This is a genomic window from Thermosynechococcus sp. PKX95 (genome assembly GCF_031583295.1).
Classification (GTDB): Bacteria; Cyanobacteriota; Cyanobacteriia; order Thermosynechococcales; family Thermosynechococcaceae; genus Thermosynechococcus.
Window position 1 is genome coordinate 1094164 of sequence record NZ_CP134171.1, and the last position, 24682, is coordinate 1118845.

The window sequence follows — 24682 nt, forward strand, 5'->3', positions numbered from 1 at the left end:
TCGCTTTTCCTTGGGTTTGTCAAGGGTAACAATGCTCTAAATTGGGTTGGCTAAGGGAATCCGAAACCAAAACGTCGCTCCCTGCGCATCGCCCTCTTTGACGCCGATTTCACCCCCATGAGCGATAATAATTTCTCGGCAGAGATACAGACCTAAACCAATGCCCGTGCGATGGTGGTTTGCACCGCCACGATAATAGAGATCAAAAAGGTGCGATCGCTGGTCAGGGCGGATGCCGACGCCATTATCCTTGACGGTGCAGTAAAGGCTATCTCCCTGTTCCTCTGCCGTCAGGGTGATGGTGATCCCGGGACGATTGTGTTTGAGGGCGTTGGTGATCAAATTCTCATAGACTCGCCGCAGTTGCATAGGATCAACAGGCACAAGGGGCAACGTGGGGGGGATATCAAGTTTCACGGTGGCTTTATTTTTCTGGAGCAGCGGTTGTAGCTCCGCCAAGATCTCCTTGACAAGCGTGGCTAAGGATGTGGGCGCGATCGCCAAAGAGAGGGAAGGTTGCTGATCCACGTCAATATGCAGCAGTGTTTCAATCAGATGTAGTTGCCGCTGCTGGCTATGCTGAATACAGGTCAAGGTGCTGCGGGGCACAGGAATCGTGTCGCTGGTGTCGTTCTGCAAGAGATGGTTAATGACCATCAGGGTACCTAGGACAGGGGTGCGTAAATCATGGGACACGGCGTGCAAAAAGACATCCTTGAGGTGGTTGAGTTCCTCTAGTTCACGCATTTTTTGCTGCAACTGCTCGGTACGCTCGGCCACCTGCTGTTCCAAATTGGCATTTAAGGCCGCCAGTTGTTGATAAAGTTCTGCTTGTTGCAGGGCGATCGCCACCTGAGTCGCCAACTGCTCCAAAAAAGCGCGCTCGTAGGGCTGCCACTGTCGCGGGCGGTCACATTGGTGGACTCCCAGTAAAAAGCACGGGCCCTGGGGCTGATGTTGGATCGGAATCAGCAGACAAGACTGGATATGGTGCGCTGCATACACCTGTCGCAGATGGGGATCAAGCATTTCCCGCTCCCAGGAGAGTGTGGCCGGTGTGGTCAGCAGCCGTGAACGGTAATGCACGTTTTGCAGGAGAGCCTCAAGATTCGTGTGCCACTGGGGCGCCATCGCCGCCGCCACCACTTGAATCTCCTCTGTCCTCGGATCAAAAGAGACAATAAACACGCGATCGCTGAGGAGATAGCGGCGCACTTCCACCACCGTGGTATTGAGAATCTCTGGCAATTCCAGCGTTTGGCGAATGCGCAGGGCAATTTCCGCCAGCAGTTGTTGCCGTTGGGCAGCCAATTGTACGTTCTGTTCAGCGGTTTTGCGTTGGGTAATATCCCGTATTCCCACCACCCTCGCCCAGCGCCCCCGATAGAGAATGGATTTTCCCTGAACCTCAACAATCAGTGCTTCACCACTTTTGGTGCGAGCAAGGGCTTCAAAGGGAACATCAATGGGCTGCTGAATTCGCTCTAAAATCAGCGATCGCGCCTCTGGATGGGTCAGCAACAACACCGACTGCCCCACTAGTTCTGAAGCCGTATAACCAAACAGCCGTTCAGTTGCGGCGTTGACATCAAGAATTGTCCCCTGCTCATGGATGATTACTGCCTCAGAGGTGGCTTGAAAGAAGGTGGCTAAGCGGGCTTCACTTTCCTCTAGTGCTCTGAGGGCACGGTGGCGATCGCGACTTTCTACCACCAAAGACACCAGATCCGCGAGGGAAGCGGCAAACTGCTCTTCGGCAATAGTCCACTGGCGGGGTGAACCAATGTGTTCGTGGCAGAGGATGCCAATCATGCTCCCTTCAACCCAAATCGGCACATCCAACAGCGAGGTAATGCCAAGAGGTTCTAAATAGGTCTTGCGAAACTCCCGCGTGCGGGGATCGTGCCAAGCGTCATGGGCCGTAATCGTGCGCTCCTGTTCAAGGGCAGCAAAATAGTCGGGGTAATGACTAGCAGTGAGGGTCATCCCCACCGTAAAGGCCTGGGGCGACTGCTGAAACAACTGCACACATTGAATTTGCTGGCGATCGCCCGAATAAAACCACAGACTCACCCGTGCCACATTGAGACTGCGGGCACTCGTCCAGAGAATGTCCTGCAAAATCTCCTCAAAGTTTGCTCCGTGGAACGGCTGCCGCCGCGCCAGTTCTACCAAAATGCGGTTGAGACTTTGCAGTTGTTCAATCACGGGGGTCATCAAGAGGCGGCAGAGTCAGGGATAAATTCCAGTGCCGCTGAGTTAATGCAGTAGCGCAGTCCCGTGGGTGGCGGGCCATCCTCAAAGACATGGCCGAGGTGGGCATCACAGACATTACAGAGAACTTCTGTGCGCACCATGCCATGGGACAGATCCCGCTCCATGCGGATATTTTTGGGGTCAAGGGGTTGCCAAAAACTCGGCCAGCCACTGCCAGAGTCATACTTGGTCTCAGAGCGAAAGAGCGGCGTGCCACAGCAGACACAGCGATAGAGTCCGGGCTTTTTGTTATTCCAGTAGCAGCCCGTAAAGGCGCGCTCCGTTCCCTTCTTGCGGGTGACATAGTACTGCTCAGGGGTAAGTTGAGCTTGCCATTCCGCATCTGTTTTCACAACCTTAGCCATGTTTGCCTCAGAAATAGACCGTGATCCTACTCCTCAGCATACTTAGGCAGACAGGGAAGTTCCAGTCTTTTTGCCAAAGGTTCCCTGCCAAGGGGAAAATGTAAGGGCAATCTTGACCTTGTTTGGTTATGCCCGTTTCGCTGCCCCTTACTTTTGATTTGGCCTCTGAGTCCGAGTTTTATACTCAGGTCAGCGCTGGAATGCAGGCAGCACAGCAGGCCAATTGTCAGTTCCTCAGTTTAGGCATCTCCTTACCCACCGTTGATCCCCTGATGCTGTTGGCTGGCCTGATGCAGGTCAGTGGCGAAAGTGAGCATTTTTACCTTGAGCAAGCGGGAGAGATTGTTGCTGCCTGTGGTGCGGTGGCGACCCGCAGTGTTCAGGGACATCAACGGTTTGGGGAACTCCAGCGTTTTAGTGAACAAATCCTCAGCCGAGTGTGGGCGATCGCTCCAGCCGAACCGCGCCTGTTCTGTCAATTTAGTTTTTGGGATCACCTAGGCTCTAACTGGGGGTTCTTACCCCGCTGGCAGGTGATTCAGCGTCTGGATCAGGTTTGGCTCACCCTTAGTTGTGCCTTAGAGACCAGTACACCCCATCGCCTCTGGCAAGACTGGCAACTAGTGCAGCGGGCACTGACCCACATTCTGGCTGATCCGCCCCCCTGTCCACCACCACTGGCGATCGCTCTTCCGCCTCTAGCTGAGCAATACGGGCAATTTATTACCAGTGTCCAGCAGGCTCTCAAGCTCCTTGAGGAGGGAGACCTCGAAAAATTGGTTTTGGCCGCTGCCCTCACCCTAGAGCAGCCTCAGGGGTTCAACTGGCTGGGAACGTTGCAAAATCTGCGTCAGCAGTACGCCAATTGCTACATCTTTAGTGTTGGCCAAGAGCGGCAGCAGGTCTTTTTGGGGGCGAGTCCCGAACGCTTGGTCAAGATTGCCGATGGCGTTCTCTGTGCCGATGCTTTGGCGGGTTCCCGTCCCCGTGGGCAAACCCAACAGGAGGATCAAAGCCTGCGCAATGGCCTTTACCACAGCCCCAAGGAACGCTACGAGCATCAGGTCATTGTTGAATTTCTCTGCCAAACCCTCCAACAGTTGGGCATGACCTGTGAGGTGCCTCCCAAACCGCACATCCTTGAGCTAAGTCATATCCAACATCTGCAAACGCTGATTCAGGCCCCGCTGCCGCAACCCATTCATATTCTCCAAGGGGTGGCGGCCTTACATCCAACGCCCGCAGTGGCGGGGTATCCTGCTTCACGGGCACAGGACTGGCTGCGGCAACTGGAACCCTTTGATCGCAATGGTTATGCTGCTCCCCTTGGTTGGGTGACACCCAGCGGAGAAGGGGAATTCATTGTCGGAATTCGCTCTGCCCACCTTCAGGGCAACCATGCCCATCTTTTTGCTGGGGCGGGGATTGTCAAAGGCTCTCACCCGGAACGGGAATGGCAGGAAATCCTGTGGAAATTTCAGACGATGATCTCAGCTTTGGCTTAGCGCAGGGGGGGCTGTTTTTTGCTCATCGTCAGCATCGGCAAGGGCTGGGAGGATTGGGGCGGCAGCGCATACTGGGGCACTTTCTCAGGGAGAGGACGTTCGGGCGATCGCTGGAGCAGGCGATAGAGCAGCGCGCTGCCCATCAAACCTAGACCCAATAGCAGCAGACCGTTGTAGCCCCCCAAGCCACCAATGGTTGAATCCACACCTCCCATTAGCAGAAGGAAGGCGGAGATGGGTTCTTTACGGTAGGCTTTGCGCAGAAAGCGAGGATAAATCATAGGCGATCGCTGGGTACTCACCATTAGAAGAATACGAGAATGCTCATGACTTGGCGTTAAATAGGTTACATTTTAGCGACCCTACGCCACACATTGATTTCTCAGTAACAGCTCGATCAGGCGACTTACTTCTATCCTGACAGATCCAAAGGGCACTTGGCATTGAGGAAAAAAGGGGGCGATCGCCCCCCAACTGATCTCCCTAGTAGGTTTCCACGTGCCAACGGCCTTCTTTTTTGAGCGTGCCCTTGAGGAACTCTTGCCAATCGGCACCATTTTTGGCTGCCGCTGCTGCCATTGCTTCATCAATACCCGGCTCCATCCCCTTCAGACCACAAATATACACATGGGTGTTTTTCTTCTGCAGGAGTTGCCAGATTTCATCCGCATGCTCAGCAATGCGACCTTGGATGTACATCTTGCCGCCGTCGGGGGTTTTCTGCTCACGGCTAATGGCATAGGTGAGGCGGAACTGATCGGGATACTTTGCCTGCAGTTCTTCTAACTCATCCTTGTAGAGGATATTCGCGGTATAGGCAACGCCAAAGAAGAGCCATGCCAGACCCTTGAATTGATAGTCTGGATTATTTTCTTTGAACATGCGCCACAAAAAGGCACGGAAGGGGGCAATCCCCGTTCCTGTTGCCAACATAATGATCGTTGCTTCTGGATCATCGGGCAGGAGCATTTCCTTACCCACGGGCCCAGTGATTTTCACTTCATCGCCAGGTTGCAGTTGGTTCAGGTAAGAAGAACAGACCCCATAGATGGTTTCGCCGGTTTCTTTGTCCTTGTACTCTAGGCGCCGCACACAGAGGGAGACGGTTTTGTCATCTTGAAAGTCACCGTGGCGGGTCGAGGCAATCGAGTAGAGGCGCAGCTTGTGGGGTTTGCCATTGGCGTCAGTACCCGCAGGAATAATGCCAATACTTTGGCCTTCGAGATAGCGCAACTCGGTACCAGAGATGTCAAAGATGATATGCTTGACGGTTCCCTCGCCCCCTTCGCGCACCAACTCTTCATTGGAAATGACCTTACCAATGCAGGGATTATTGGGACGATAGATATTGACGGGAATATCAACTTTCTTTTCTTTAACTGGGGCAGCACTATTATTGGATACGGGTTCCGTGGTGGCAGCCAAGGGCGCAGCCGTACCATCGAGGGGTTGAATGCTGACAATTTTGCCCCCCCAGCGGGTAATCTGCTGCATAAACTGATTCATGCGGTCATAGGGAACGTTGAAAAATTGACTGCCACTGTTGCGGATGGCATAGTCGGTTTTATCGGTTTCGGCATTTTGTCGCAGTCCCACCACTTCATAGCGAAACATCCGACTGCCAGAATTCGTCGCATTGTACATGGGCTACACGATCTCCAAAAATTTACTCAGCTTTACATTCTGCAACACAACGTCCCAACCGCGATCAACTATCACGTTTTGGCTAGGGGATTGCCGTGCTTTGGCCACCCACATTATATCTAGCAGGGGCAGCTACAGGGGCTTTCCCTAGGGGTAGGGCTGAATTTCTTGGCTGGAAGAGACAGGCGCACTCATCCAAGCATAGGTTTGTAACACATAGCGATCGCGCCCTGAGCGTTTGGCCTCGTACAAGGCAGCATCAGCAGTCGCTACCAGCTCCGCCATTGGGCAGTCCCTAAGGGTGGCGCTCACGATGCAAATGCCGGCACTGACGGTGAGGTAGGGTTGCACTGGTGAACTGGCATGGGGAATCCCTAGGCTGCGAATGTAGTTAAAAATCCGCTCTAAAACACAAATGGCAACATCATGGTGGGTGTGGCGCAACAGGAGAATAAACTCTTCACCGCCATAGCGAGCCACGAGATCAGCTTCCCGCACTTGGGATTTAATGGCGTGGGCTACCCGTTGCAGGGCGCGATCGCCCGCCAGATGGCCATAGGTGTCGTTGTAGCGCTTGAAGTGGTCAATATCCAGCAGGGCAATGGCAAAGGGGGTATGGGTGGTGGCCGATTCCCGCCAAGCTGTCCGCAGACAGGCTTCAAAGGCACGGCGATTTGCCAATTTAGTCAGGCTATCTTGCTGTGAGACCCCCTGTAGGTGGCGATTTTCCGCCTCTAGCTGTTTTTGCCGCTGCTGTAGCTCCACAATTAGAGCTGTTTGCCGGGCCATTTGCTCTTGCAAGCGCTGAAACTGCTGCCGTTGGACGATGAACTGTCGCAGAAAACGGGGCTGGCGAAACAGGCGCAGGAGAATCAAGGGGGGCTGGCAACGGTGGATACCCACGGCTTCCACTTCGATTTTTTGTCCTTGGTGGCTGCGGAGGCTGCCGGGTACCATTTGGGTGGCTTGCTGCCAAAGGGGCAGCCATTGATGCAGTTTCTCTGGCGGGGTGACCACCAGTTCACTGAGGCTGCGACCCAGAACGTTGCCGCCGAAAAATTCACGACCGCTAGGGTTAATGGCCACAATTTGGCCTTGGACATTCATGACCAGCGTTGGCTCTGGCAACAGATCGATCCATGCGCCAATATCGAGTGTAAAGTCGCTCATCTTAACCCCGCCGGAATGTAAGGACTTGACTGGCTTAGACTGACTCAATGCGATAGTATTCTCGCCCCTTGGCCGCTGAGGCCGCAGCAGTAGGTTGGGTATAGATCACCACGTGGCACCCTTGATCCCCATTGGCGATCGCCTTTTCAATACAGACCTTGGCATAGCCCAAATGGTGCGCCACAATCACGCCAAACACATTTGAGGTCATCATGCACAACGAGGGATGACCCACCACGCCACTGCCAAGGGGACAACGCTGATTCCCTAAGATAATACGTTCCTCATCCTGCTCAATCAGGAAAAATCCCCCTTCAATGCGATTTTTGAGATCCACAAGAATTTGGGCAACCGTCTTGGCATCAAGGGGGCGATCGCCAAGGGCTTGAGTGTAGAGAGCGTTGATTTGATTGCCCATTTGCTGCCCTACAAGGGCAATAAACCCAGAGGCATCATCGAGACCCACGACATCTTCTAGCGTCTCCGCTACCAACCCCAGCAAATTTTGCAGAAAGATCGAGGACTGTAGGCTGATTTGCAGATTCCCTATCTCTATGGGAGTCTCAACAGGGGACGGTTCAGTGGCTGTCATGGGTAGTGCCCTCAGGGAACGGCGGTTAAGCGACCCTCACTGCCCGAGTGTATAGTAAATAAATCGAGAAAAGCAACTGGAATTCATCAAGAATTCTTTATACTTTTTTGATTTTTTAATCAGAAGCTGCTCCTCGTCTCAAGGGGTGCGCTCACTCGGCATTTTGCGATCGCTGAGCCTGATAGGCCTGCCAACTCTCGACCACACGACCAAAATTGGTGCGAAACTCTCGCCAGCCGAGCCAACTTCCCTGCTCGTGCTCATCCCAAGATGCAGAAAGAATGCCATAGCTCAGTCCCAGCGCCCCAAGGCCAAACAGGCCTAAGCTAACGATAACCACTGCCACATTGGGCAACTTGAACCAGCCCTCGTGGACGACCAAATAGCTCAGGGGAAACGTCATCAATCCCAAAAGCGTGGGGGTACCACAGCAGATTGCCATCCGGGTAACCATGCGTTGGCTGACAATTTCTGGAATGCCTGTACTTTTTTTGGCTGGCTTGGCTGGGGATTTTGGGGTATTAGAACGGACGGCTGCGGCAGCAGGAGCTTTGGCAGACTTGGTTGCTCCTTTTTTCTTTTTAGGCTCAAAAGGCAGATCCGACCGTTTTGCCATTGTCTTTAACCCCGAATTCCTAGACGTTCAATGAGTTGGCGATAGCGCTGGGCATCGTGGCGATGGATATAGGCCAGTAGCCGCTTGCGACGGCCAATAATTTTCAGCAGTCCTCGGCGAGAGGCGTGATCTTTTTTATTCGCCTTGAGATGCTCAGAAAGCTGCTTGATCCGCTCCGTGAGGATGGCAACTTGGACATCCGCAGAGCCAGTATCGGTACCGTGGATCTGGTAGGTGTTGATGATTTCTTGTTTAATGTCGTGTTGCAGGGCCATGGTCATCAGTTATGAACAGCGCGATCTATTATCATACTCCGATCTTTTGAAATAATAAACTCTCCTGAGCGCGACTATTCTGCCTGTTGGCTGCCACTGCGTCGCCCTAAGAATTACTGACATTGGTGCTGTTTTCCTCAAGGGGGGCGATCGTCAGCAGTTCCTTAAGGGGTTTTTCACTATCGGAGATGGGGGACTTGGCCGTTGTCAGTTCTGTATCAATGGCAAAGGTGGCAAATTGGGTGAGAATTTCACGGCAGAAGACCTCGGCTGCCCGCGATCGGTAGCGATTGGGATTGGTAATCAGTGACAGGGTGCGTTTCACCACCACATTTTCGATACCCATCCGCCGTAGGCTCCCCAGTTGTAACTCCTTCTCAATGGCGGAAATGGAGACAAAGGCAGCCCCCAAGCCCGACTGCACGGCGTTTTTAATGGCCTCAATGGAATTCAGCTCCATCTCCACCTTCAGGCGGCGAGGGTCAATGTTGGCGCGCTGCAGTACCTGATCAATCACCTTGCGAATGGTGGATTGGGCATCGAGAGCAATAAAGCCCAGCTTGTACAAGTCTTCTTTGGTGAGGGTTTCAGCACTAGCCAAGGGATGATCCACGGGTAAAACCAGTGCCAGTTCATCCTCAGCATAGGGGGTGACGGTAATTTGCTCGCTGAGTTCTGAGGGAACTTCACCACCAATAATTGCCAGATCAATTTGACCGTTGACCAAGCTCCAGCAGGTGCGGCGGGTGGAATGCACATGCAGTTGAACAGCGACTTCGGGATATTTGCTGCGAAACAGGCCAATCATGCGGGGCATCAGGTAGGTGCCGGTGGTTTGGCTGGCTCCAATGATCAATGTCCCCCCCTGCAATTTTTGTAAGTCTTCGATGGCACGGCAGGCTTCATGGCACAGGGAGAGAATTTGATCGCCGTAAGCCAGTAGGAGTTGTCCGGCTTCGGTGAGTTGGGCACGGCGTCCCCCGCGGTCAAATAGGGGAACATCCAGTTGGCGCTCAAGGTTTTGCACCTGTAAACTCACTGCGGGTTGGGAGACGTAAAGGCTGTCAGCGGCTCGCTTAAAGCTTCCTTCGAGGGCGATCGCCTTCAGGATGCGCAATTGATCAAGGGAAAAGGGCAGTTCGGACATAGGCATTGAGGCCATAGGCGTGCCACTAAGAGGCGTTTTTCTGAACTTATCAGGAATCATGCCCAATTGATATCTATCCCCGCACAAGAAGGCTGAGTTTGGCGTGCCAATGATGCAAAATAGCACATCTGAAACCTATTGTAAGGGTTCAGTTTCCCCCGCGCGATCGCTGACTTTTGTTACATGTTGTTACATTATTGCGCTGGGGAGCGATCGCCATCTAGCACCAAGAATCTAGCACCAAGAGAACAGTTGCCTCTATTGGCTGCTTCTTAACCCCCTATCCCGTTGCTCATCCCCTAGCAGCAGCGGAAAGGGAAGATGGCGGTTCGCTAAAATCGGTCTAGCGATGCTCTCAAGGCGCCGCTGCACAATTGCGCGAGGAGTTGAAATCGTGCCCTACCCTTGGCCAAAATGGCTGCCGATGCCGGTTGTTGCCACCACACTGGGAGTAGCCGCTGTGGTGATCGGTGTGCGCCAACTGGGACTGCTTCAGCCGTCGGAACTGAGTCTGTATGACTTCTATGTGCGATCGCAACCCGCCCGTGACCCTGATTCGCGTATCCTGACAGTGCTGGTGACGGAGCAGGACATTCAAGCCCAAAAAACGTGGCCCCTGCCGGATGCTACCGTTGCCGATCTCCTCACCCGCCTCAATGCCGCTAGCCCGCGTGCCATTGGCTTGGATATTTTCCGCGATTTGCCCCACCCCCCCGGCCACGACGAGCTGCAAAACATGATTCGCATCAACCCGCGCATTATTCCAGTGTGCAAATCAACGGGGGAAACAGCGGAGCAACCCGAAGTGCCGCCACCACCCAGTATTCCCGCAGCACAGGTGCCAGAGCGAGTGGGCTTTGCCGATATCCCCCTCGATAATGATGGTGTCATTCGCCGCAATCTATTTGTGATCAGCAATCCTAAGGCGCAGCGGTGTACAACGCCCTTTTCCTTTGCCCTGATGCTGGCACTGCGCTACCTAGAACAAGACCCCGCTCAGACTATCAAACTCGATGACAAGGGTTTGACGCTCAATGATGTGCATTTTCCCCTCCTCAGCAGCGATGCCGGTGGCTATGTGGGGGTGGACGATCGCGGCATGCAAACCCTGCTGAAGTACCGCTCACGCACCGCAGTGGGGCCAACGGTTTCCCTAACGGATGTACTGACTGGACGAGTGAGCGAAGACCTGATTCGCGATCGCGTCGTTTTGATTGGGGTGTCTGCGCCGAGCATCAAGGATATTTTCCTCACCCCCTATAGCGGTAGTGATGCCGTGACGCAGCAAATGCCGGGGGTGGTTGTTCATGGCCAGATGGTGAGTCAATTCCTGAGTGCGGCCCTCGACGGCGAAAGTCCCATTTGGTATTGGCCGCTGCCGGTGGTGCTTGGCTGGATTCTGCTGTGGGCTGGGGTGGGCAGTGTCCTTGGCTGGTGGTTGCGGCAACCGCTGTGGTTGGGGGGCGCGGTAGTGGGGGGACTCATTGTCCTTTTTGGTGGCGGGTTTGGCATTTTTGTGATCGGGAGTGGCTGGATTCCCGTGGTGCCGCCGGCGATCGCCCTGGTGCTCAGCAGTGTCGGCATGGTTGGCTATGTGAGTTATCAAGCGCAGCAGGAGCAAAAATCTTTCCAAGAAAAAGTACAGGAACAGGAAAAAGCCTTGGCGCTGTTGCGATCGCTGATGGCCGAGGATACGGCAGCCCTCAATGCAGCCCTGCGAGAACCCACAGAAATTACCGGCAAACCCCGTTCTCTCCTCAGTGGTCGCTACAAAATCCAAAAAGTCTTGGGGTCAGGGGGCTTTGGCCGCACCTATTTGGCTCAGGATACCCAGCGACCGGGGAACCCCCTCTGTGTGGTCAAGCATTTGCGACCGGGACGCACCGATGAGCGCTTTATGCAGGTGGCGCGACGGCTCTTTCATACCGAAGCAGAAATCCTTGAAAAGTTAGGACGCCACGATCAAATTCCCCTCTTGCTGGCCTATGTTGAGGAAAATCAGGAATTCTATCTAGTGCAGGAGTTTATTGATGGTGCTTCCCTAAGTGAGGAGCTGAAACGCAAACACACGGAAGCCGAAGCCACCCAAATCCTACGGGAAATCTTGGAAGTGCTGAGTTTTGTCCACAGTCACTATGTGATTCACCGCGATATTAAGCCCGACAATATTATTCGCCGTGCCAGCGATCGCAAGCTGGTGCTGATTGACTTTGGAGCGGTGAAACAAATTCAACCCCAAGAAGTGAAGCAAACCCAAGGGAGCACCGTGATTATTGGCACAATGGGCTACGCCCCCCCCGAACAACTCTCTGGACAGCCCACCCTCAGCAGCGATATTTACGCTGTGGGTATGATTGTGCTGCAGGCTTTAACGGGCATTAAACCCCGCGACCTTCCCCGAGACCCCCGCACGGGTGAAGTGGATTGGCAACAGTGCGTTACAGTCAGTGAGCGGCTAGCGGCAGTGCTAAATAAAATGGTGAAGTTTAACTTTAGCGATCGCTATCCCTCCGCCAAGGAAGCCCTTCAGGACGTGCGGCGCTTGGGAACCCCTGCTGCATCTGTTTCATGAGGCGGCCTGTGTTGCTGTCTGAACTGCCCCTTGGGACGCTGGCACGCATCACTGCCATTGAGGGAACCCCTGCTTGGCAACGCCGCCTTGCAGCCGTGGGATTGACGGTCGGCCAAACCGTCACCCTGTTGCGTCGTGCCCCCTTCAGTCAAACCTTGGCCGTACGGGTGGGTGCCCTGACCGATGTGGCCATACGGGCAACAGATGCTAGCACTATCCTTGTGGAACCGCTGCGAAATCTAGAGGCTTGGGACTAACTGGGCATCCTCACGGTTAGAATCCTTGGCTGCTGCTGCCAGCAAACCGTAAAAGAGAGGATGAGGCGCATTGGGACGGGAACGAAACTCGGGGTGAAACTGCACCGCAATAAAGAAGGGGTGAGCCGGATACTCGATAATTTCTACTAAGCGGCCATCAGGCGAGGTGCCCGTAATTTGATAGCCCGTTTCCAAAAAAAGGCTGCGATAGGCATTATTAAACTCGTAGCGATGGCGGTGCCGCTCGTAGATGACCGTCTCCCCATAGAGCTTTTCGGCAAGGGAATTGGAGGCTAGGCGGCAGGCATACAAGCCCAAGCGCATCGTTCCCCCCAAATCCACAATGTCCTGCTGTTCGGGCAACAGGTGAATCACGGGATGGGGGGTATTGGCATCAAACTCAGCACTGTTGGCATTTTCTAAGCCCGCAATATGGCGTGCCCACTCAATGACGGCACACTGCATCCCCAAGCACAGCCCTAAAAAGGGAATCCCCTGCTCACGGGCGTACTGAATAGCCGCAATTTTCCCTTCGACCCCGCGGATGCCAAAGCCCCCCGGCACAACGATGGCCGCCACATTGCTGAGGGCATTTTCCACCCCGTTTTCAACCACTTCCTCGGAGTTGACCCAGCGGATCCGTAGTTCTTGATCAAGGGCGATCGCCGAGTGCCGCAGGGCTTCCACCACCGAAAGATAGGCATCACTGAGGCGGACATATTTGCCCACAATCGCCACCTCTAAGGGGGTATGGGAACGGTAGAGCCGCTCCACCAGAGCCTGCCACTGACTGAGATCCGGTTGCCGTTGCTCCAAGTTCAAAAGACTCAAAACTTGGGTGGCTAACCCTTCGCGCTCAAGCAGCAGGGGCACTTCATAAATACTTTTGGCATCCGGCGAGGGAATGACACATTCCACAGGAACATCACAAAATTGGGAGAGCTTTTCTTTAATGCCGGGGACAAGGGGGCGATCGCAACGACAGATCAGAATATCCGGCTGAATCCCAATGGAGCGCAATTCCTTCACCGAGTGCTGGGTGGGTTTGGTTTTCATTTCCCCTGCCGAGGGAATCCAAGGCACCAAGGTTACATGCATAAACAGCACATGGTGCCGCCCCACCTCCGTGCGAAACTGACGGATGGCCTCTAGAAAGGGCAGCGACTCAATATCGCCAACGGTTCCCCCAATTTCAATGATCACCACATCGGGGTTTTTGTCCTTCGCTACCCGCAGAATGCGTTCTTTAATCTCATTCGTAATGTGGGGGATGACCTGCACTGTTCCCCCCATATAGTCGCCGCGTCGCTCTTTGTTAATCACCGCTTGGTAAATGGATCCCGTCGTGACGCTATTGAGGCGGGACATGGGGGTATCCGTAAAGCGCTCGTAGTGCCCCAAGTCCAAATCCGTTTCGGCACCATCGTCGGTGACAAACACTTCCCCGTGCTGGAAGGGACTCATCGTGCCTGGATCCACATTGATGTAGGGATCCAGCTTGAGAATTGACACGGAATACTGCCGCGATTTCAAGAGGCGGCCCAGACTGGCGGCAACAATTCCCTTACCAATGCTGGAGACAACACCGCCGGTCACAAAAACATATTTCGTCATTGCTAAATGCTAGTGGTGAGCCGCAAAGGGCATACTCGTAACACGTACGCCACTATTCTCGCATATTGGGGCATGGCGCCTAGGAGAAATTGTGCACCAATTCCTTGACCATTTGGGATTGCTCTTCAATCCGCTGCTTCAGCCGCTGACACACCAGATCACACAGCGGAAAGATCGTCGGGTCAGCAATTTCGTAATAGACGGTAACCCCTTGGGGCTGGCGCCGCACCAGACCTGCCTGAGCAAGGGTTTTCAAGTGCTTTGAGACATTGGCCTGCCCCAAGCCCGTTTCCTGAATAATCTCCGAGACATTGCGTCGTCCCTGTTTCAGGGCACAGAGCACTTGCAGCCGACTCGGTTCCGCCAGCACTTTGAAATAGTCGGCAACGTGGACGAGTAACTCAGGGGAAGGGAGATCAACCATAGGGGATATCGCACACTAGAGACACAGATCAAGATAACTTAGCTTAATGATTCTATTATATGACTGTACAGTAAATAAAGCAGCCCACCCTAGGGATGGGGAATGCTGCGAGGAGCGTTAGCGCAGCTTCACTGGCAACTTGATGGCCGATTTGGGTGAGGTGGCCGTTGTGTTTTTTTGCCGTAGCCGTTGGGCATAGAAGGACGCCGCCTCATCTCCACGGGCACATTCTTGGGCAAAGTTAATCAGATGATGCCCCACCACACCCACGTGGATCACTTGTTCAATTTGGCCTTTTTTCAGGGCCGGCCCTGCCAGTTTCCAGAAGGTCTTGCGGTAGCTGCCCCAAAGCCCCACGTGCCAGAGGAGATTTTTCATGATCCGCAGTCCCCGCAGGATATTTTCGCGGCTGAGGCGAGCTGGGCTATTCGGCACTGCAATGCGGTTGGGATAGGTGTGTTCCATTTGATAGGCAAACCGCTCGTAGAGAAATTCGGGTTCATAGGCCGTTGTGATGGTGCGGCGCCACATTTCCACCACCTCTTCGTAGGGCATGAGGAACTCAACATTGGACTCGCGGTTTTCATCATGGTTGAGGCGGCCTTCTGCTTCCAGCCGGCGCCAGAGAGGCGTACGCGGTAGAGCGTGTAGCAGGTTAATTGTCAGAGTGGGAATGTGGGAGGCGCGAATAAACTCAAGGATGCGATCGCCCGTTTGGGGGGTATCGGTATCAAAGCCAATAATGATCCCAGAAACCACTTCCATGCCGTAACGATTGAGGGTTTGCACCGCCTGCAAAATCGGCATACTTAGATTTTGATCCTTGTGGATGGCGTGGAGGGCTTCAGGTTCCGGGGTTTCAATGCCACAGAAAATGGTACAGAAATAGGCCTCCCGCATCATTTCTAGGAGTTTTGGGCTTTGGGCAATGTTCAGGGTCGCTTCGCAGGCAAATTGCAGCGGGTAGCCATTGGCCCTTTGCCAGTGAATGAGGTGCGGCAGTAATTCGGTCACCGCGCGGCGATTGCCAATAAAGTTATCGTCAACGAAATAGACCGCCCCCGGATTCCCAGAAGCCAGCATTGTATCCAGTTCCTTGAGGATTTGCTGCGGCGTTTTCAGGCGCGGATTGCGGCCATAGAGTTCGGGAATATCACAAAACTCACAGCGAAAGGGACAGCCACTAGAAAACTGCACACTGCCGAGGAAGTAATTTTCCATGCGCACGTGCTGGTAGGCAGGCACAGGAAATTCACTCAAGGGTAACCGTGCCGTGGTTTCAAAGATCAGTTGTTGGGGCGGGCGCTGGCTACCGTACTCGTCAAAGTAAGCAATCATTTTATCGGTGGCATCCCCCAGTTCCCCTAGGTGGAGAATATCCACATCGGGATAGTATTCCGGACAACTGGAGACCGAAGGCCCGCCGAGGGCAGTGAGTTTACCGTGACGATGGGCAATGTCGTTGATTTCTAAAATTTGTGGCCGCTGAATGTGCATGCCGCTAGTAATGACAATATCAGCCCAAGCATAGTCAGCATCGGTTGCTGGCCGTACATTTTCATCAATCAGGCGCACTTCCCAAGATTCTGGAAGATAGGCGGCCACCAACAAAATCCCTTGGGGTGGCATAAAGGCGCGCACCGTGCCCATGAGGGGGTAGGCGTGGTGAAAGGTGCCAAAGGAGCGGCTATAGCGGGGGAAAATGCAGAGAATACGGCGATGATTGCGGGGGGTATAGGGGACTCGACCACTGGTCATCTCGGGAACCGGTTTAATCTCATCGGTGCTCCGACTGAGGTTCATAGCCCACCACTCCTACCTACACGCACTTTTCAATAGGTATAGCCTACAAATGTGTCTATCGCCTAGGTTTTAGTACCCTTTGGCACTAAAGTCCAATGTGAGGGGAATCTCAACCCGCTCAATGTGGGTTCTAAAGGTGCCATCGGGGTATAACGACAGATGACGAAAACCGGGACCAATGGGTTCAAGGGAAAATTCAGGGGCGCGAGGCAAAAACTGGATACAGGTGGAGGGGCAGCCGAGATACATTACCCCTTGCCGCTCGGTGGCAAATTCCTGATGAATATGGCCAAAGAGGACAAGCTTCACCTGCGGATGGCGATCCAACACAGCAAAAAGGTGCTCAGGGTTTTGTAGGCGGCTACTATCAAGCCATGGGGCACCGGTCTCAAAGGGGGGATGGTGCAGGGCAATGAATGTGGGGCGATCGTCCCCGCGACTCAAGGTTGCCTCTAGCCAGCTTAAGGTTTCAGGACGCAATTCACCATGGACTTTGCCATCCGCTTGGGAACTGAGGAGCAGGCCTTGCCAAGTCCCAAGATTGATCTGGCGATCGCCCCTCAGCGGCGGACGTTCCAGCGCCGGCAGCATTACCCTTGGTTCATCATGGTTACCGGGAATCCAATATACGGGACAGGTAAAGTCCCTGAAAGCAGTGGCCAAACGGTCGTAGGTGGTGGCAACGGGTTCCTGTGCCAAGTCTCCCGTCAACAGCAGGGCAGCAGGGGCATGACGGTGAATTACCCCTAAAACAGCAGCTAGGGATTGAGCCGTGGGCAGGCCAAGGAGTCTGCCTTCATCTGTGGCAAATAGATGCAGATCTGATAACTGGATCAGGTGAAAGGGATCATTCATAGACTTGCTGGGGTGTGGGGACGCTGGGCAGGAAACTGACCTATTTGACTGAGGTTAATCGACTACTTTTGATCGACTACTTTAACGCTGACCGAAGTTGCCGATTCCCGCAAGCGGGCGGGTAAGGGGAGTTGTTGCCACCACCGCCCAAGCACTTGGCGCTGATTGATGATGTAAATGCTCATGAGCGTTAGCCCCACCCCCACCAACTGAACCTGACTCAGGGTTTCCCCTAAGAACCAATGCCCAAAGGTGAGGGCAAATACTGGGGTGAGAAAGGTCAGGGCACTGAGACTAGTCAGATTCCCCTTGGCAGCGAAATAGAAAAAGACACCGTAGGACAGGGCACTACCGAAGAGGGTGGCATAGCCCAAATTAAAGACATCCGGCCACTGTAGAGCCGCCCAAGGTGCTGGGGTATTCAGGCTCGGCAAGAGCAAGAGGGGCAACCCGCCCAAGACCATGTGCCAGCCGGTAGCCACAACGGGATCCGCATAGCGTGCCAAGGGACGCATGAGAATGGTTCCCACGGCCATTGAGAGGGCAGCCAACAGCATCCACAGTTCACCTCGCTGCCACCACTGTCCCCAAGGAATACCTTGCCATGCGCTGGGTTGATGGAGCAACGTCAAGAGATCATCGCCTAGACCAATACCACTAATGCCCACTAAGCCAAGAAATAACCCCAGCCAGCCCCAGCCGCCAACGCGCTCTTGATATAGCCAGCGGGACAGCAATGCCACCGCAAGGGGTTGGGAGTCAATCATGACAGAACCCAGCCCGGCTCCCGTTTTTGCTAAGCCAGTGGCCAGAAACCCCTGAAATAAAAAGCCATCCACAAGGGCAAAAAGACTAATCCATCCCCACGCCCGTAAGCTATTGGGTTGGGGCTTACCGAGGGCGATCGCCACCGCTAAAACCAACAGGCCTGCGGGCACAAGGCGCACACCGGCAACCCACAGCGGCGAGGTATGGGGCATCACCTCTTTCATGGCCACCATGGCAGTTCCCCAAAAGAAAAAGGGGGAAATTAAAATCAAGCGTTGCCAGAGTGCGGTCACAGGCGTTGCAAAATCAGGAGAAATGTTAAGGATTATTGCGATTCGTATCCTTAAATTATAATCCTGCCGTGGGAAACGGCAACTTCAGGAGGGAATTGCCAAGTTGATTTGCTATAACAAGTTCTAACGACCTCCCTAGCATCCTAGGGAAATTGCAGGCAGTGGGTGAGGAGCCGCAGCAGGAAATGAAAGCACTAGAGGTTTGGCAACGGTGGTTCCGGCAGGTTCCTAAGTCAGCGGAGCCAGCGATCGCCCCTGCGGTAACAACAGCTGTTGAATCTATTCCCTCCCGCTGGCAAGCCTATCGTCAACGACTCATGGCATATGAGGGGTGGCCTTGGCTCATCCCCTTTTTAATCTCCGGCGTAACCCTGATGACCGCCAGTGCTTGGCTATTGGTTTTACCCCCCTTGCCCGATTGTCGTCACTCCGGCCTCGTCATGAGCGATGGCGATCGCCTCTACTGTGCCGATCAAGCCGCCCTCCACGGCAACTTACCCTCTCTGGCTCAAGCCATTGAAACCGTCAGTCAGTGGCCCGAAGATCACCCCCTGTTTCCCCAAGCAAAGCGGCGTGTGGATGAATGGTCAGCCGCCCTACTCGTGATTGCCCGCCAACAGTTGAGCCAAGGCAATATTGATCTGGCAACGCTGCTCCTGAAAAAAATCCCCACCACCGCAGCGAGCTACTCCCAAGCTCAAGAGCTACTGACCGCAACGAATGTGGGAGAAGGGGGAAACTTGTTGGCCACGGCAGAGGCGGCGCTGCGCCAGCAGGACTGGGGGTTGGCATTACTGCAAGTGAAACTGATGAACCAGTTGGGCACCGACTACTGGCGCGAACAGGCACAAAAGCTCTCGGTGCGTATCTCCCAAGAACAGGATGCGTGGGTGCAATTGGTGCAGGCACGGGATTTGGCGGCTTGGTTAACAGCCAATGAACTGGCCGAGGCGGTCATGCTGGCTCTGCAAATTCCCCCCGAGGCGGTTGTTTATTCCCAAGCCCAAGCGGATATTCGCCGTTGGATTCCTGAAGTGTTTGTGTACGCTGAAGAACGCTTAACGGCAGGTGATCGCGAGGGTGCCCTAGCACTGATTGAAAAAATTGCCCCCGCTCTCGATGTGTCCTACCACGATCGCCCGATTGTCATCTTGGGGCAGGCCAAAGCCCTTGCGGCCAAGGGAACGGTTTTGGGCTACTGGGAAGCGATCGCCCGCGTGCAGCAGATTCCCACCACGGATCCCTTCTATGAATCGGCTCAGGCCTACCTCAAAACATGGCAGCAGCAGTTGCGCAACCAGCAGCATCTTCAGTGGGCATCGTGGCTCGCCAATTCTCATCTGCGCTGGGGGTATGCCTTGGCCATTGCTCAAGCTCGGCAGGTGCCCCTTGGTCAGCCGCAACGGGGCCAAGCCCAAGGTTTGATTGCCCTTTGGCAGCGGGATCTGCGTACGATTAATGAGCAGCCCTTGCTCCATGCGGCGATCGCCCTCGCAGAACAGAAACAGTATCAGGCCGCCCTAGGGGTTCTGCAATACTTCCCCAGCAATGCTGTGCTTGCTTCTGTAGTGGCCAACTACCGCAACGAGTGGCAGGAAAAACTGGAAGAAATTGAGGATCGTCCGATTCTGGATCGAGCGATTCGCTTGGCACGGGAAGGCAAACTAGAGGAAGCCATTCAAACCGCTGAGCAAATTGGTCGCGATCGCGCCCTCTACCGTGAAGCTCTCAATCGCATCTGGCAGTGGGACTATGAACTCAGTGTGCGCCAACGGCAACAGGCAGCACCCACGCCCGCTTGGTGGGAAAGCCCCCCCAGTACTCCTGAAAGGACTTCTGAACCAATCACCGAACCAGAATCAGCTCCGCCAGCAACACCAAGGACTTCTGAACCAGTCACCGAACCAACATCAGCTCCGCCAGCAACACCCACGCCAGAGGCTGCTACCCCTGCACCCACCCCTGAGGCATCTCCCACCCCTGAAACCACGGTTACCCCTGCCAGACCTGCACCGACACCTGAAGCCACTGCTGCCCCGACGCCGACACCTGTTCAACCGCCAGCAGCGGATCCCGAACCAATGGCTACCCCCTAGCGATCGCTGGTCATCGTAAAATAGAGGCTCTGTGCAGTATCGGTAGCCCAGCTATGCGTCTCTCGCAAATGCTTTTTGTCACGCTTCGCGATGATCCAGCGGAAGCAGAAATTCCCAGCCACAAATTATTGCTGCGGGCGGGATATATTCGGCGGATTGCCAGTGGTATCTATAGCTATCTGCCCTTGATGTGGCGAGTGCTGCAAAAAGTGAGCGCCATTGTCCGTGAGGAAATGAACCGCAGTGGTGCTTTGGAATGTTTGCTGCCGCAATTGCAACCCGCTGAACTGTGGCAAGAGTCGGGACGCTGGGACACCTATACCAAGGCCGAAGGGATTATGTTTTCCCTCACTGATCGCGCTGAGCGGCAGTTGGGACTAGGGCCGACCCATGAAGAGGTCATCACCATCCTCGCTAAGGACTTGATTCGCTCCTATCGTCAGTTGCCCGTTCACCTGTACCAAATTCAAACCAAATTCCGCGATGAGATTCGCCCGCGATTTGGTCTGATGCGGGGACGAGAATTCATTATGAAGGACGGCTACTCCTTCCATGCCGATGTGGCCAGCCTCAAGGAAACCTATCAGGTGATGTACGACACCTATAGCCGTATTCTTCAGCGCTGTGGCCTGACGTTTCGAGCCGTGGAGGCGGATTCGGGTGCCATTGGCGGATCGGGATCCCATGAGTTTATGGTGCTGGCTGCCGCTGGCGAAGATGAAGTGCTCTATACGGCTGACGGCCAATATGCCGCCAATGTGGAAAAGGCCGTTTCGCTGCCCCCTGACGCGGTGCCCACAACTTACAAAAAGGTGGCGACACTAGATACCCCCAATACAGCAACCATTGATGCCCTTGTTGAGCACTTGCAGTGCCATCCGACGCAAATTGTCAAAAATGTCCTCTATCGAACGGTTTTCGATAATGGGCGGGTGGGTCTGGTGTTGGTGAGTATTCGCGGCGATCAAGAGGTGAATAGCGTCAAGCTGCACAACACCCTCACTTCCCTTGCGCCCAACTACGGGGCAACGAAATTGCTGGATCTGCGGGTGGCGGATGCCAATACCGCCCAAGAGTGGGCAGCCACCCCCATTCCCTTTGGTTACATTGGCCCTGACATAGAGGACGGCGTTATTAAAGCCGATCCCCAGATCATTCCCCACTGGATTCGCATTGCCGATCACACCGTAACGGAGTTAAAGCGGTTTATTACAGGAGCCAATCGCGATCAACAGCACCGTGTCGGTGTCAATTGGGGCAAATCCTGTCCATTACCGGCCATTGTCGCCGATGTTCGCAAAGCCCAAGCCGGCGATCGCGCCTGCCACGATCCAACACAGCACCTAGAGACCGCCCGTGGCATTGAAATTGGCCATATTTTCCAGTTGGGGACAAAGTACTCTGAGGCAATGAAGGCCACCTACACCAATGAACAGGGGGAAGAGGTGCCGCTGGTGATGGGCTGCTATGGCATTGGGGTTTCCCGCTTGGCTCAGGCGGCGGTGGAGCAGCACCACGATCCACAGGGCATTATTTGGCCGCTGGCGATCGCCCCCTATCAAGTGATCATTGTCGTTCCCAACATCGAGGATGGGCAGCAAATGCAGGTGGCCACTGACCTCTACGATCAGCTTCAGGCGGCAGGAATTGAGGTGCTCCTCGACGATCGCGATGAGCGGGCAGGGGTGAAATTCAAAGATGCGGATCTCATTGGCATTCCCTATCGCCTAGTGACGGGGCGGGCGATCGCCAATGGTGAAGTGGAACTCGTGATCCGCGCAAGCGGTGCCAAATCCACCCTCCCTATAAGCGAAGTTGTTCGTTATCTTCAAAAGGAGATTGCTCAGCAGTTAGGTCGATGATTCTCAATCCCTACCAGCGCACGAAACTGGATAGCCGCAGCGATGATCTCTTTTACGCGGCACCGCGCTTTGTTACCCACGTGGATGATTTCTTTCTTGCCCGCCTCACGGATCTCTACCGCCAATACTTAAAGCCACAACTGCGGGTTTTGGACTTAATGAGTAGTTGGGTGTCCCATCTACCACCAGAGCTATCCTTTGCGGAAGTGGTGGGCCATGGGATGAATGCGGCGGAGCTAGCCCGCAACCCTCGCTTGGATCGTTATTTCGTTCAGAATCTTAATGAAGAGTTGGCCTTGCCCCTAGAGGATGCTAGTTTTGATGCCGTCTTGATGGCGGTGTCGGTGCAGTACCTCCAGTATCCTGAGGCCACTTTTACAGAAATTGCCCGTATCCTCAACCCCCAAGGGGTGGTCATTGTCAGCTTCTCGAATCGCATGTTTTTTGAGAAGGCGATTCAGGCGTGGCGCGAGGGTACCGAGGGCGATCGCCTGCGCTTGGTGCAAACCTACATTGATAGCATTCCCTCCCTCAAGGTGGTAGAAACTCAGCTGCCCCGTCGCTGGCCTTGGCTGGGATTTACTGATCCTTTCTATGCTGTCGTGGGTCAAAAGCAGTCGGCGTGATGGTCAGAGGAGGCGTCTATGAGCAGTTTCGCGGTGCCCTCCTTGGACTTCTGTGGGGCATCGCTAAAGAGGATATCTATCTAGCCCAAGCACTGCCCCACCAATGGTTAACCCCCAACCAAGGGGAGTGGCCCGTTCAGCTGCCGCAGTTGTTGGCATCATGGGATCAACCTTTGATCTCAGTCCCCGCGGCGTTGCAGGAGATTCAGACCCTACTCCATGAATACCTCGCGGCGGCTTGGGCACCTGAGCCTTTGGCCGTACCTCTAGAGAGAGGAGAGGTGATCCGCTATGCCTTGGCGATCGCCCCGTGGGACTTAGAATTAGCCCATGAAATTGTTATCAAGCAGCAACCCAGTGCTGGTCTTCTCTTAAGCTGTCTTTTTGGTGCCTATTGGGGGGCATTAGCCTTACCCCTCAGAGCCTGGGAGTATTGGACGCCGACAGTGGCTGCGGTGCTGGGGAACGTGATGATGCAATGGACAGGGGGTATGGGAACCGAGATGGCACTTGCCCCCAAGGACGGACTAAAACACTGGAGAAGGGGCTGTACTCGGAACATAACGCTCTAGCTGTGCACCCAAACCCCGCAGCTTGGCTTCAATTTGCCAGTAGCCCCGATCTAAGTGCTGCAAGCCATAGACGTGGGTTTCGCCGTGGGCAGCCAGTCCAGCAACGACTAAAGCCGCTGTGGCACGCAAATCCGTACCTGTTACCGGTGCACCCGAAAGATAGGGCACCCCTCGGATGGCAGCGTGATTTCCCTTGACGCGAATGTCGGCGCCCATGCGATTGAGTTCAGCCACATGGCCAAAGCGATTTTCAAACACCGTTTCGCTGACTAAACTATTCCCCTCACTGATGGCCAGCAACGTCATCATCAAGGCCTGCATATCCGTGGGAAAGCCAGGGTAGGGGAGCGTTTCAATGTCGGTGGCACGATAGCGCTGCGCAGGGGTAAAGCGGACACGGGTGGGATCGGGAAATTCAATCCTCGCTCCCATTTCTTCCAGTTTGGCAACCACAGGTGTTAGGTGACTGGGAATGACCGGTGCCAATGTAATGGCCGAGCGGGTGACGGCAGCCGCCAAGAGAAATGTGCCCGCTTCAATGCGATCGGGGATAATTTCGTATTCAGTGCCGTGGAGGCGATCGACCCCAACAATGGTAATCGAATTGGTGCCTGCCCCATAGATTTTTGCCCCCATGGCGATACAGAAGTTGGCCAAATCCACCACTTCCGGTTCTTGAGCGGCATTTTCAATCGTGGTTTCCCCCTCGGCAAGGGTGGCGGCCATCATCAGGGTTTCCGTTGCACCAACGCTGGGATAGTCCAAATAGATGCGGGTTCCCTTCAGTTTGGGGGCACTGGCGGTAACAACACCGTGGTCAATCGTGACTTCGGCTCCCATCGCTTGCAGACCGCGCACATGCAGTTCCACCGGACGAGCGCCAATAGCGCAGCCGCCGGGCAAGGGAACACGAGCAATCCCCAACCGTGCCACCAATGGACCAATGGCAAAGAAACTCGCCCGCAGTTGGCTGACCAAACTATAGGGGGGATCATTGGTATTTAATTCCGTGGCATCAATGGCGATCGCTTCACTACCGAGGCGGTGTACCTTGACCCCCAATGCCTGTAAAATTTCCCCAAGGCGACGAATATCCGCTAAGTCAGGCACTGCACGAAGAATGGTTGTATCCGCTGCTAAGAGTGCCGCCGCCATCAAGACTAATGCTGAATTCTTGGCTCCGCTAATCCTCACCTCCCCCGATAACCGATAGCCCCCCTGAATCTTGAGGTGTGCCTGCTCTGTGGTCAGCGGCGTTGCGGTCGAGGTTAGCATATTTCACTCTCACAGCCAAAAGAATTCCAAGCGATTATATCCTATCAGTGCGAATTTTATGCAAAGATCAGTATTAACAAAAGAGGGACAAATGC

The 24682-nt window shown here is 54.4% G+C and carries 22 protein-coding genes; 7 read left to right on the forward strand and 15 right to left on the reverse strand.

Annotated features, from left to right (window positions below; translation table 11 throughout):
• Positions 1–36 precede the first annotated feature (36 nt).
• Together RHH81_RS05050 and msrB are read right to left on the reverse strand one after the other, a co-directional pair.
• A complete protein-coding gene (locus tag RHH81_RS05050; RefSeq protein ID WP_310743481.1) occupies positions 37–2217 on the reverse strand; it encodes a GAF domain-containing protein in 2181 nt (726 codons plus the stop codon).
• A complete protein-coding gene (msrB, locus tag RHH81_RS05055; RefSeq protein ID WP_206201348.1) occupies positions 2217–2621 on the reverse strand; it encodes a peptide-methionine (R)-S-oxide reductase MsrB in 405 nt (134 codons plus the stop codon). The genes RHH81_RS05050 and msrB overlap by 1 nt, the downstream gene beginning before the upstream one ends.
• A gap of 128 nt (positions 2622–2749) precedes the next feature.
• Between msrB and RHH81_RS05060 the strand changes: the two genes are divergently transcribed.
• Positions 2750–4126 carry an isochorismate synthase MenF gene (locus RHH81_RS05060; RefSeq protein WP_206201349.1) on the forward strand — a complete coding sequence of 459 codons (1377 nt, stop codon included), beginning with the start codon at positions 2750–2752 and terminating at the stop codon, positions 4124–4126.
• Here the strand turns inward: RHH81_RS05060 and RHH81_RS05065 are convergent.
• The 7 genes from RHH81_RS05065 to RHH81_RS05095 form a co-directional block, all read right to left on the reverse strand.
• Positions 4123–4431, reverse strand: coding sequence for a hypothetical protein (locus RHH81_RS05065; RefSeq protein WP_226971987.1), 309 nt, complete (start codon positions 4429–4431; stop codon positions 4123–4125). The two genes, RHH81_RS05060 and RHH81_RS05065, sit on opposite strands and share 4 nt — an antisense overlap.
• 178 nt (positions 4432–4609) lie before the next feature.
• Positions 4610–5770: a ferredoxin--NADP reductase gene (petH, locus tag RHH81_RS05070; protein WP_206201351.1), complete on the reverse strand. Its 1161-nt coding sequence runs from the start codon at positions 5768–5770 to the stop codon at positions 4610–4612.
• A 147-nt stretch (positions 5771–5917) separates the two neighbouring features.
• On the reverse strand, positions 5918–6940 hold the full coding sequence (locus RHH81_RS05075) for a diguanylate cyclase domain-containing protein (protein WP_310743482.1): 1023 nt from the start codon (positions 6938–6940) through the stop codon (positions 5918–5920).
• A gap of 34 nt (positions 6941–6974) precedes the next feature.
• The gene (locus RHH81_RS05080; RefSeq protein ID WP_206201353.1) at positions 6975–7532 is read right to left on the reverse strand and encodes a methanogen output domain 1-containing protein; all 558 of its coding nucleotides are present in this window, start codon (positions 7530–7532) and stop codon (positions 6975–6977) included.
• Positions 7533–7683: 151 nt separating this feature from the next.
• Complete coding sequence (locus RHH81_RS05085) at positions 7684–8148, reverse strand: PAM68 family protein (protein WP_206201354.1); 465 nt, start codon at positions 8146–8148, stop codon at positions 7684–7686.
• A gap of 5 nt (positions 8149–8153) precedes the next feature.
• A complete protein-coding gene (gene rpsO / locus RHH81_RS05090; RefSeq protein ID WP_206201355.1) occupies positions 8154–8423 on the reverse strand; it encodes a 30S ribosomal protein S15 in 270 nt (89 codons plus the stop codon).
• A gap of 106 nt (positions 8424–8529) precedes the next feature.
• Positions 8530–9570 carry a LysR family transcriptional regulator gene (locus RHH81_RS05095; protein WP_206201356.1) on the reverse strand — a complete coding sequence of 347 codons (1041 nt, stop codon included), beginning with the start codon at positions 9568–9570 and terminating at the stop codon, positions 8530–8532.
• Between the two features lie 394 nt (positions 9571–9964).
• Here RHH81_RS05095 and RHH81_RS05100 point away from each other — a divergent pair, with 394 nt between their 5' ends.
• On the forward strand, positions 9965–12142 hold the full coding sequence (locus RHH81_RS05100; RefSeq protein ID WP_310743483.1) for a CHASE2 domain-containing serine/threonine-protein kinase: 2178 nt from the start codon (positions 9965–9967) through the stop codon (positions 12140–12142).
• Positions 12143–12150: 8 nt separating this feature from the next.
• Entirely contained in the window at positions 12151–12399 is a 249-nt protein-coding gene (locus RHH81_RS05105) for a FeoA family protein (RefSeq protein WP_310742767.1), read from the forward strand.
• On the opposite strand, the gene RHH81_RS05110 is transcribed toward RHH81_RS05105, so the two are convergent.
• From RHH81_RS05110 to RHH81_RS05130, 5 genes are all read right to left on the reverse strand, one after another.
• Positions 12382–14013: a CTP synthase gene (locus RHH81_RS05110; RefSeq protein ID WP_206201359.1), complete on the reverse strand. Its 1632-nt coding sequence runs from the start codon at positions 14011–14013 to the stop codon at positions 12382–12384. The two genes, RHH81_RS05105 and RHH81_RS05110, sit on opposite strands and share 18 nt — an antisense overlap.
• A gap of 79 nt (positions 14014–14092) precedes the next feature.
• Entirely contained in the window at positions 14093–14437 is a 345-nt protein-coding gene (locus RHH81_RS05115) for a helix-turn-helix transcriptional regulator (RefSeq protein WP_206201360.1), read from the reverse strand.
• Between the two features lie 117 nt (positions 14438–14554).
• On the reverse strand, positions 14555–16240 hold the full coding sequence (locus RHH81_RS05120) for a B12-binding domain-containing radical SAM protein (RefSeq protein ID WP_206201361.1): 1686 nt from the start codon (positions 16238–16240) through the stop codon (positions 14555–14557).
• Between the two features lie 69 nt (positions 16241–16309).
• Positions 16310–17095 (reverse strand): 3',5'-cyclic-AMP phosphodiesterase, encoded by a 786-nt coding sequence (cpdA, locus tag RHH81_RS05125; protein WP_206201362.1) that lies wholly within the window; start codon positions 17093–17095, stop codon positions 16310–16312.
• A 62-nt stretch (positions 17096–17157) separates the two neighbouring features.
• Complete coding sequence (locus RHH81_RS05130) at positions 17158–18096, reverse strand: DMT family transporter (RefSeq protein WP_399364969.1); 939 nt, start codon at positions 18094–18096, stop codon at positions 17158–17160.
• A 245-nt stretch (positions 18097–18341) separates the two neighbouring features.
• Here RHH81_RS05130 and RHH81_RS05135 point away from each other — a divergent pair, with 245 nt between their 5' ends.
• From RHH81_RS05135 to RHH81_RS05150, 4 genes are read left to right on the forward strand one after another with little or no spacing between them, the layout of a single operon-like run.
• Positions 18342–20252: a hypothetical protein gene (locus RHH81_RS05135; RefSeq protein ID WP_310743484.1), complete on the forward strand. Its 1911-nt coding sequence runs from the start codon at positions 18342–18344 to the stop codon at positions 20250–20252.
• A gap of 53 nt (positions 20253–20305) precedes the next feature.
• A complete protein-coding gene (locus tag RHH81_RS05140; protein WP_206201365.1) occupies positions 20306–22114 on the forward strand; it encodes a proline--tRNA ligase in 1809 nt (602 codons plus the stop codon).
• Positions 22111–22740 (forward strand): methyltransferase domain-containing protein, encoded by a 630-nt coding sequence (locus tag RHH81_RS05145; protein WP_302679032.1) that lies wholly within the window; start codon positions 22111–22113, stop codon positions 22738–22740. Before RHH81_RS05140 ends, RHH81_RS05145 begins: the two co-directional genes overlap by 4 nt.
• Entirely contained in the window at positions 22740–23312 is a 573-nt protein-coding gene (locus RHH81_RS05150; protein ID WP_206201367.1) for a hypothetical protein, read from the forward strand. Before RHH81_RS05145 ends, RHH81_RS05150 begins: the two co-directional genes overlap by 1 nt.
• Here the strand turns inward: RHH81_RS05150 and murA are convergent.
• Positions 23268–24587, reverse strand: a complete 1320-nt coding sequence (gene murA, locus RHH81_RS05155) for a UDP-N-acetylglucosamine 1-carboxyvinyltransferase (RefSeq protein ID WP_206201368.1) — start codon at positions 24585–24587, stop codon at positions 23268–23270. The two genes, RHH81_RS05150 and murA, sit on opposite strands and share 45 nt — an antisense overlap.
• Positions 24588–24682 lie beyond the last annotated feature (95 nt).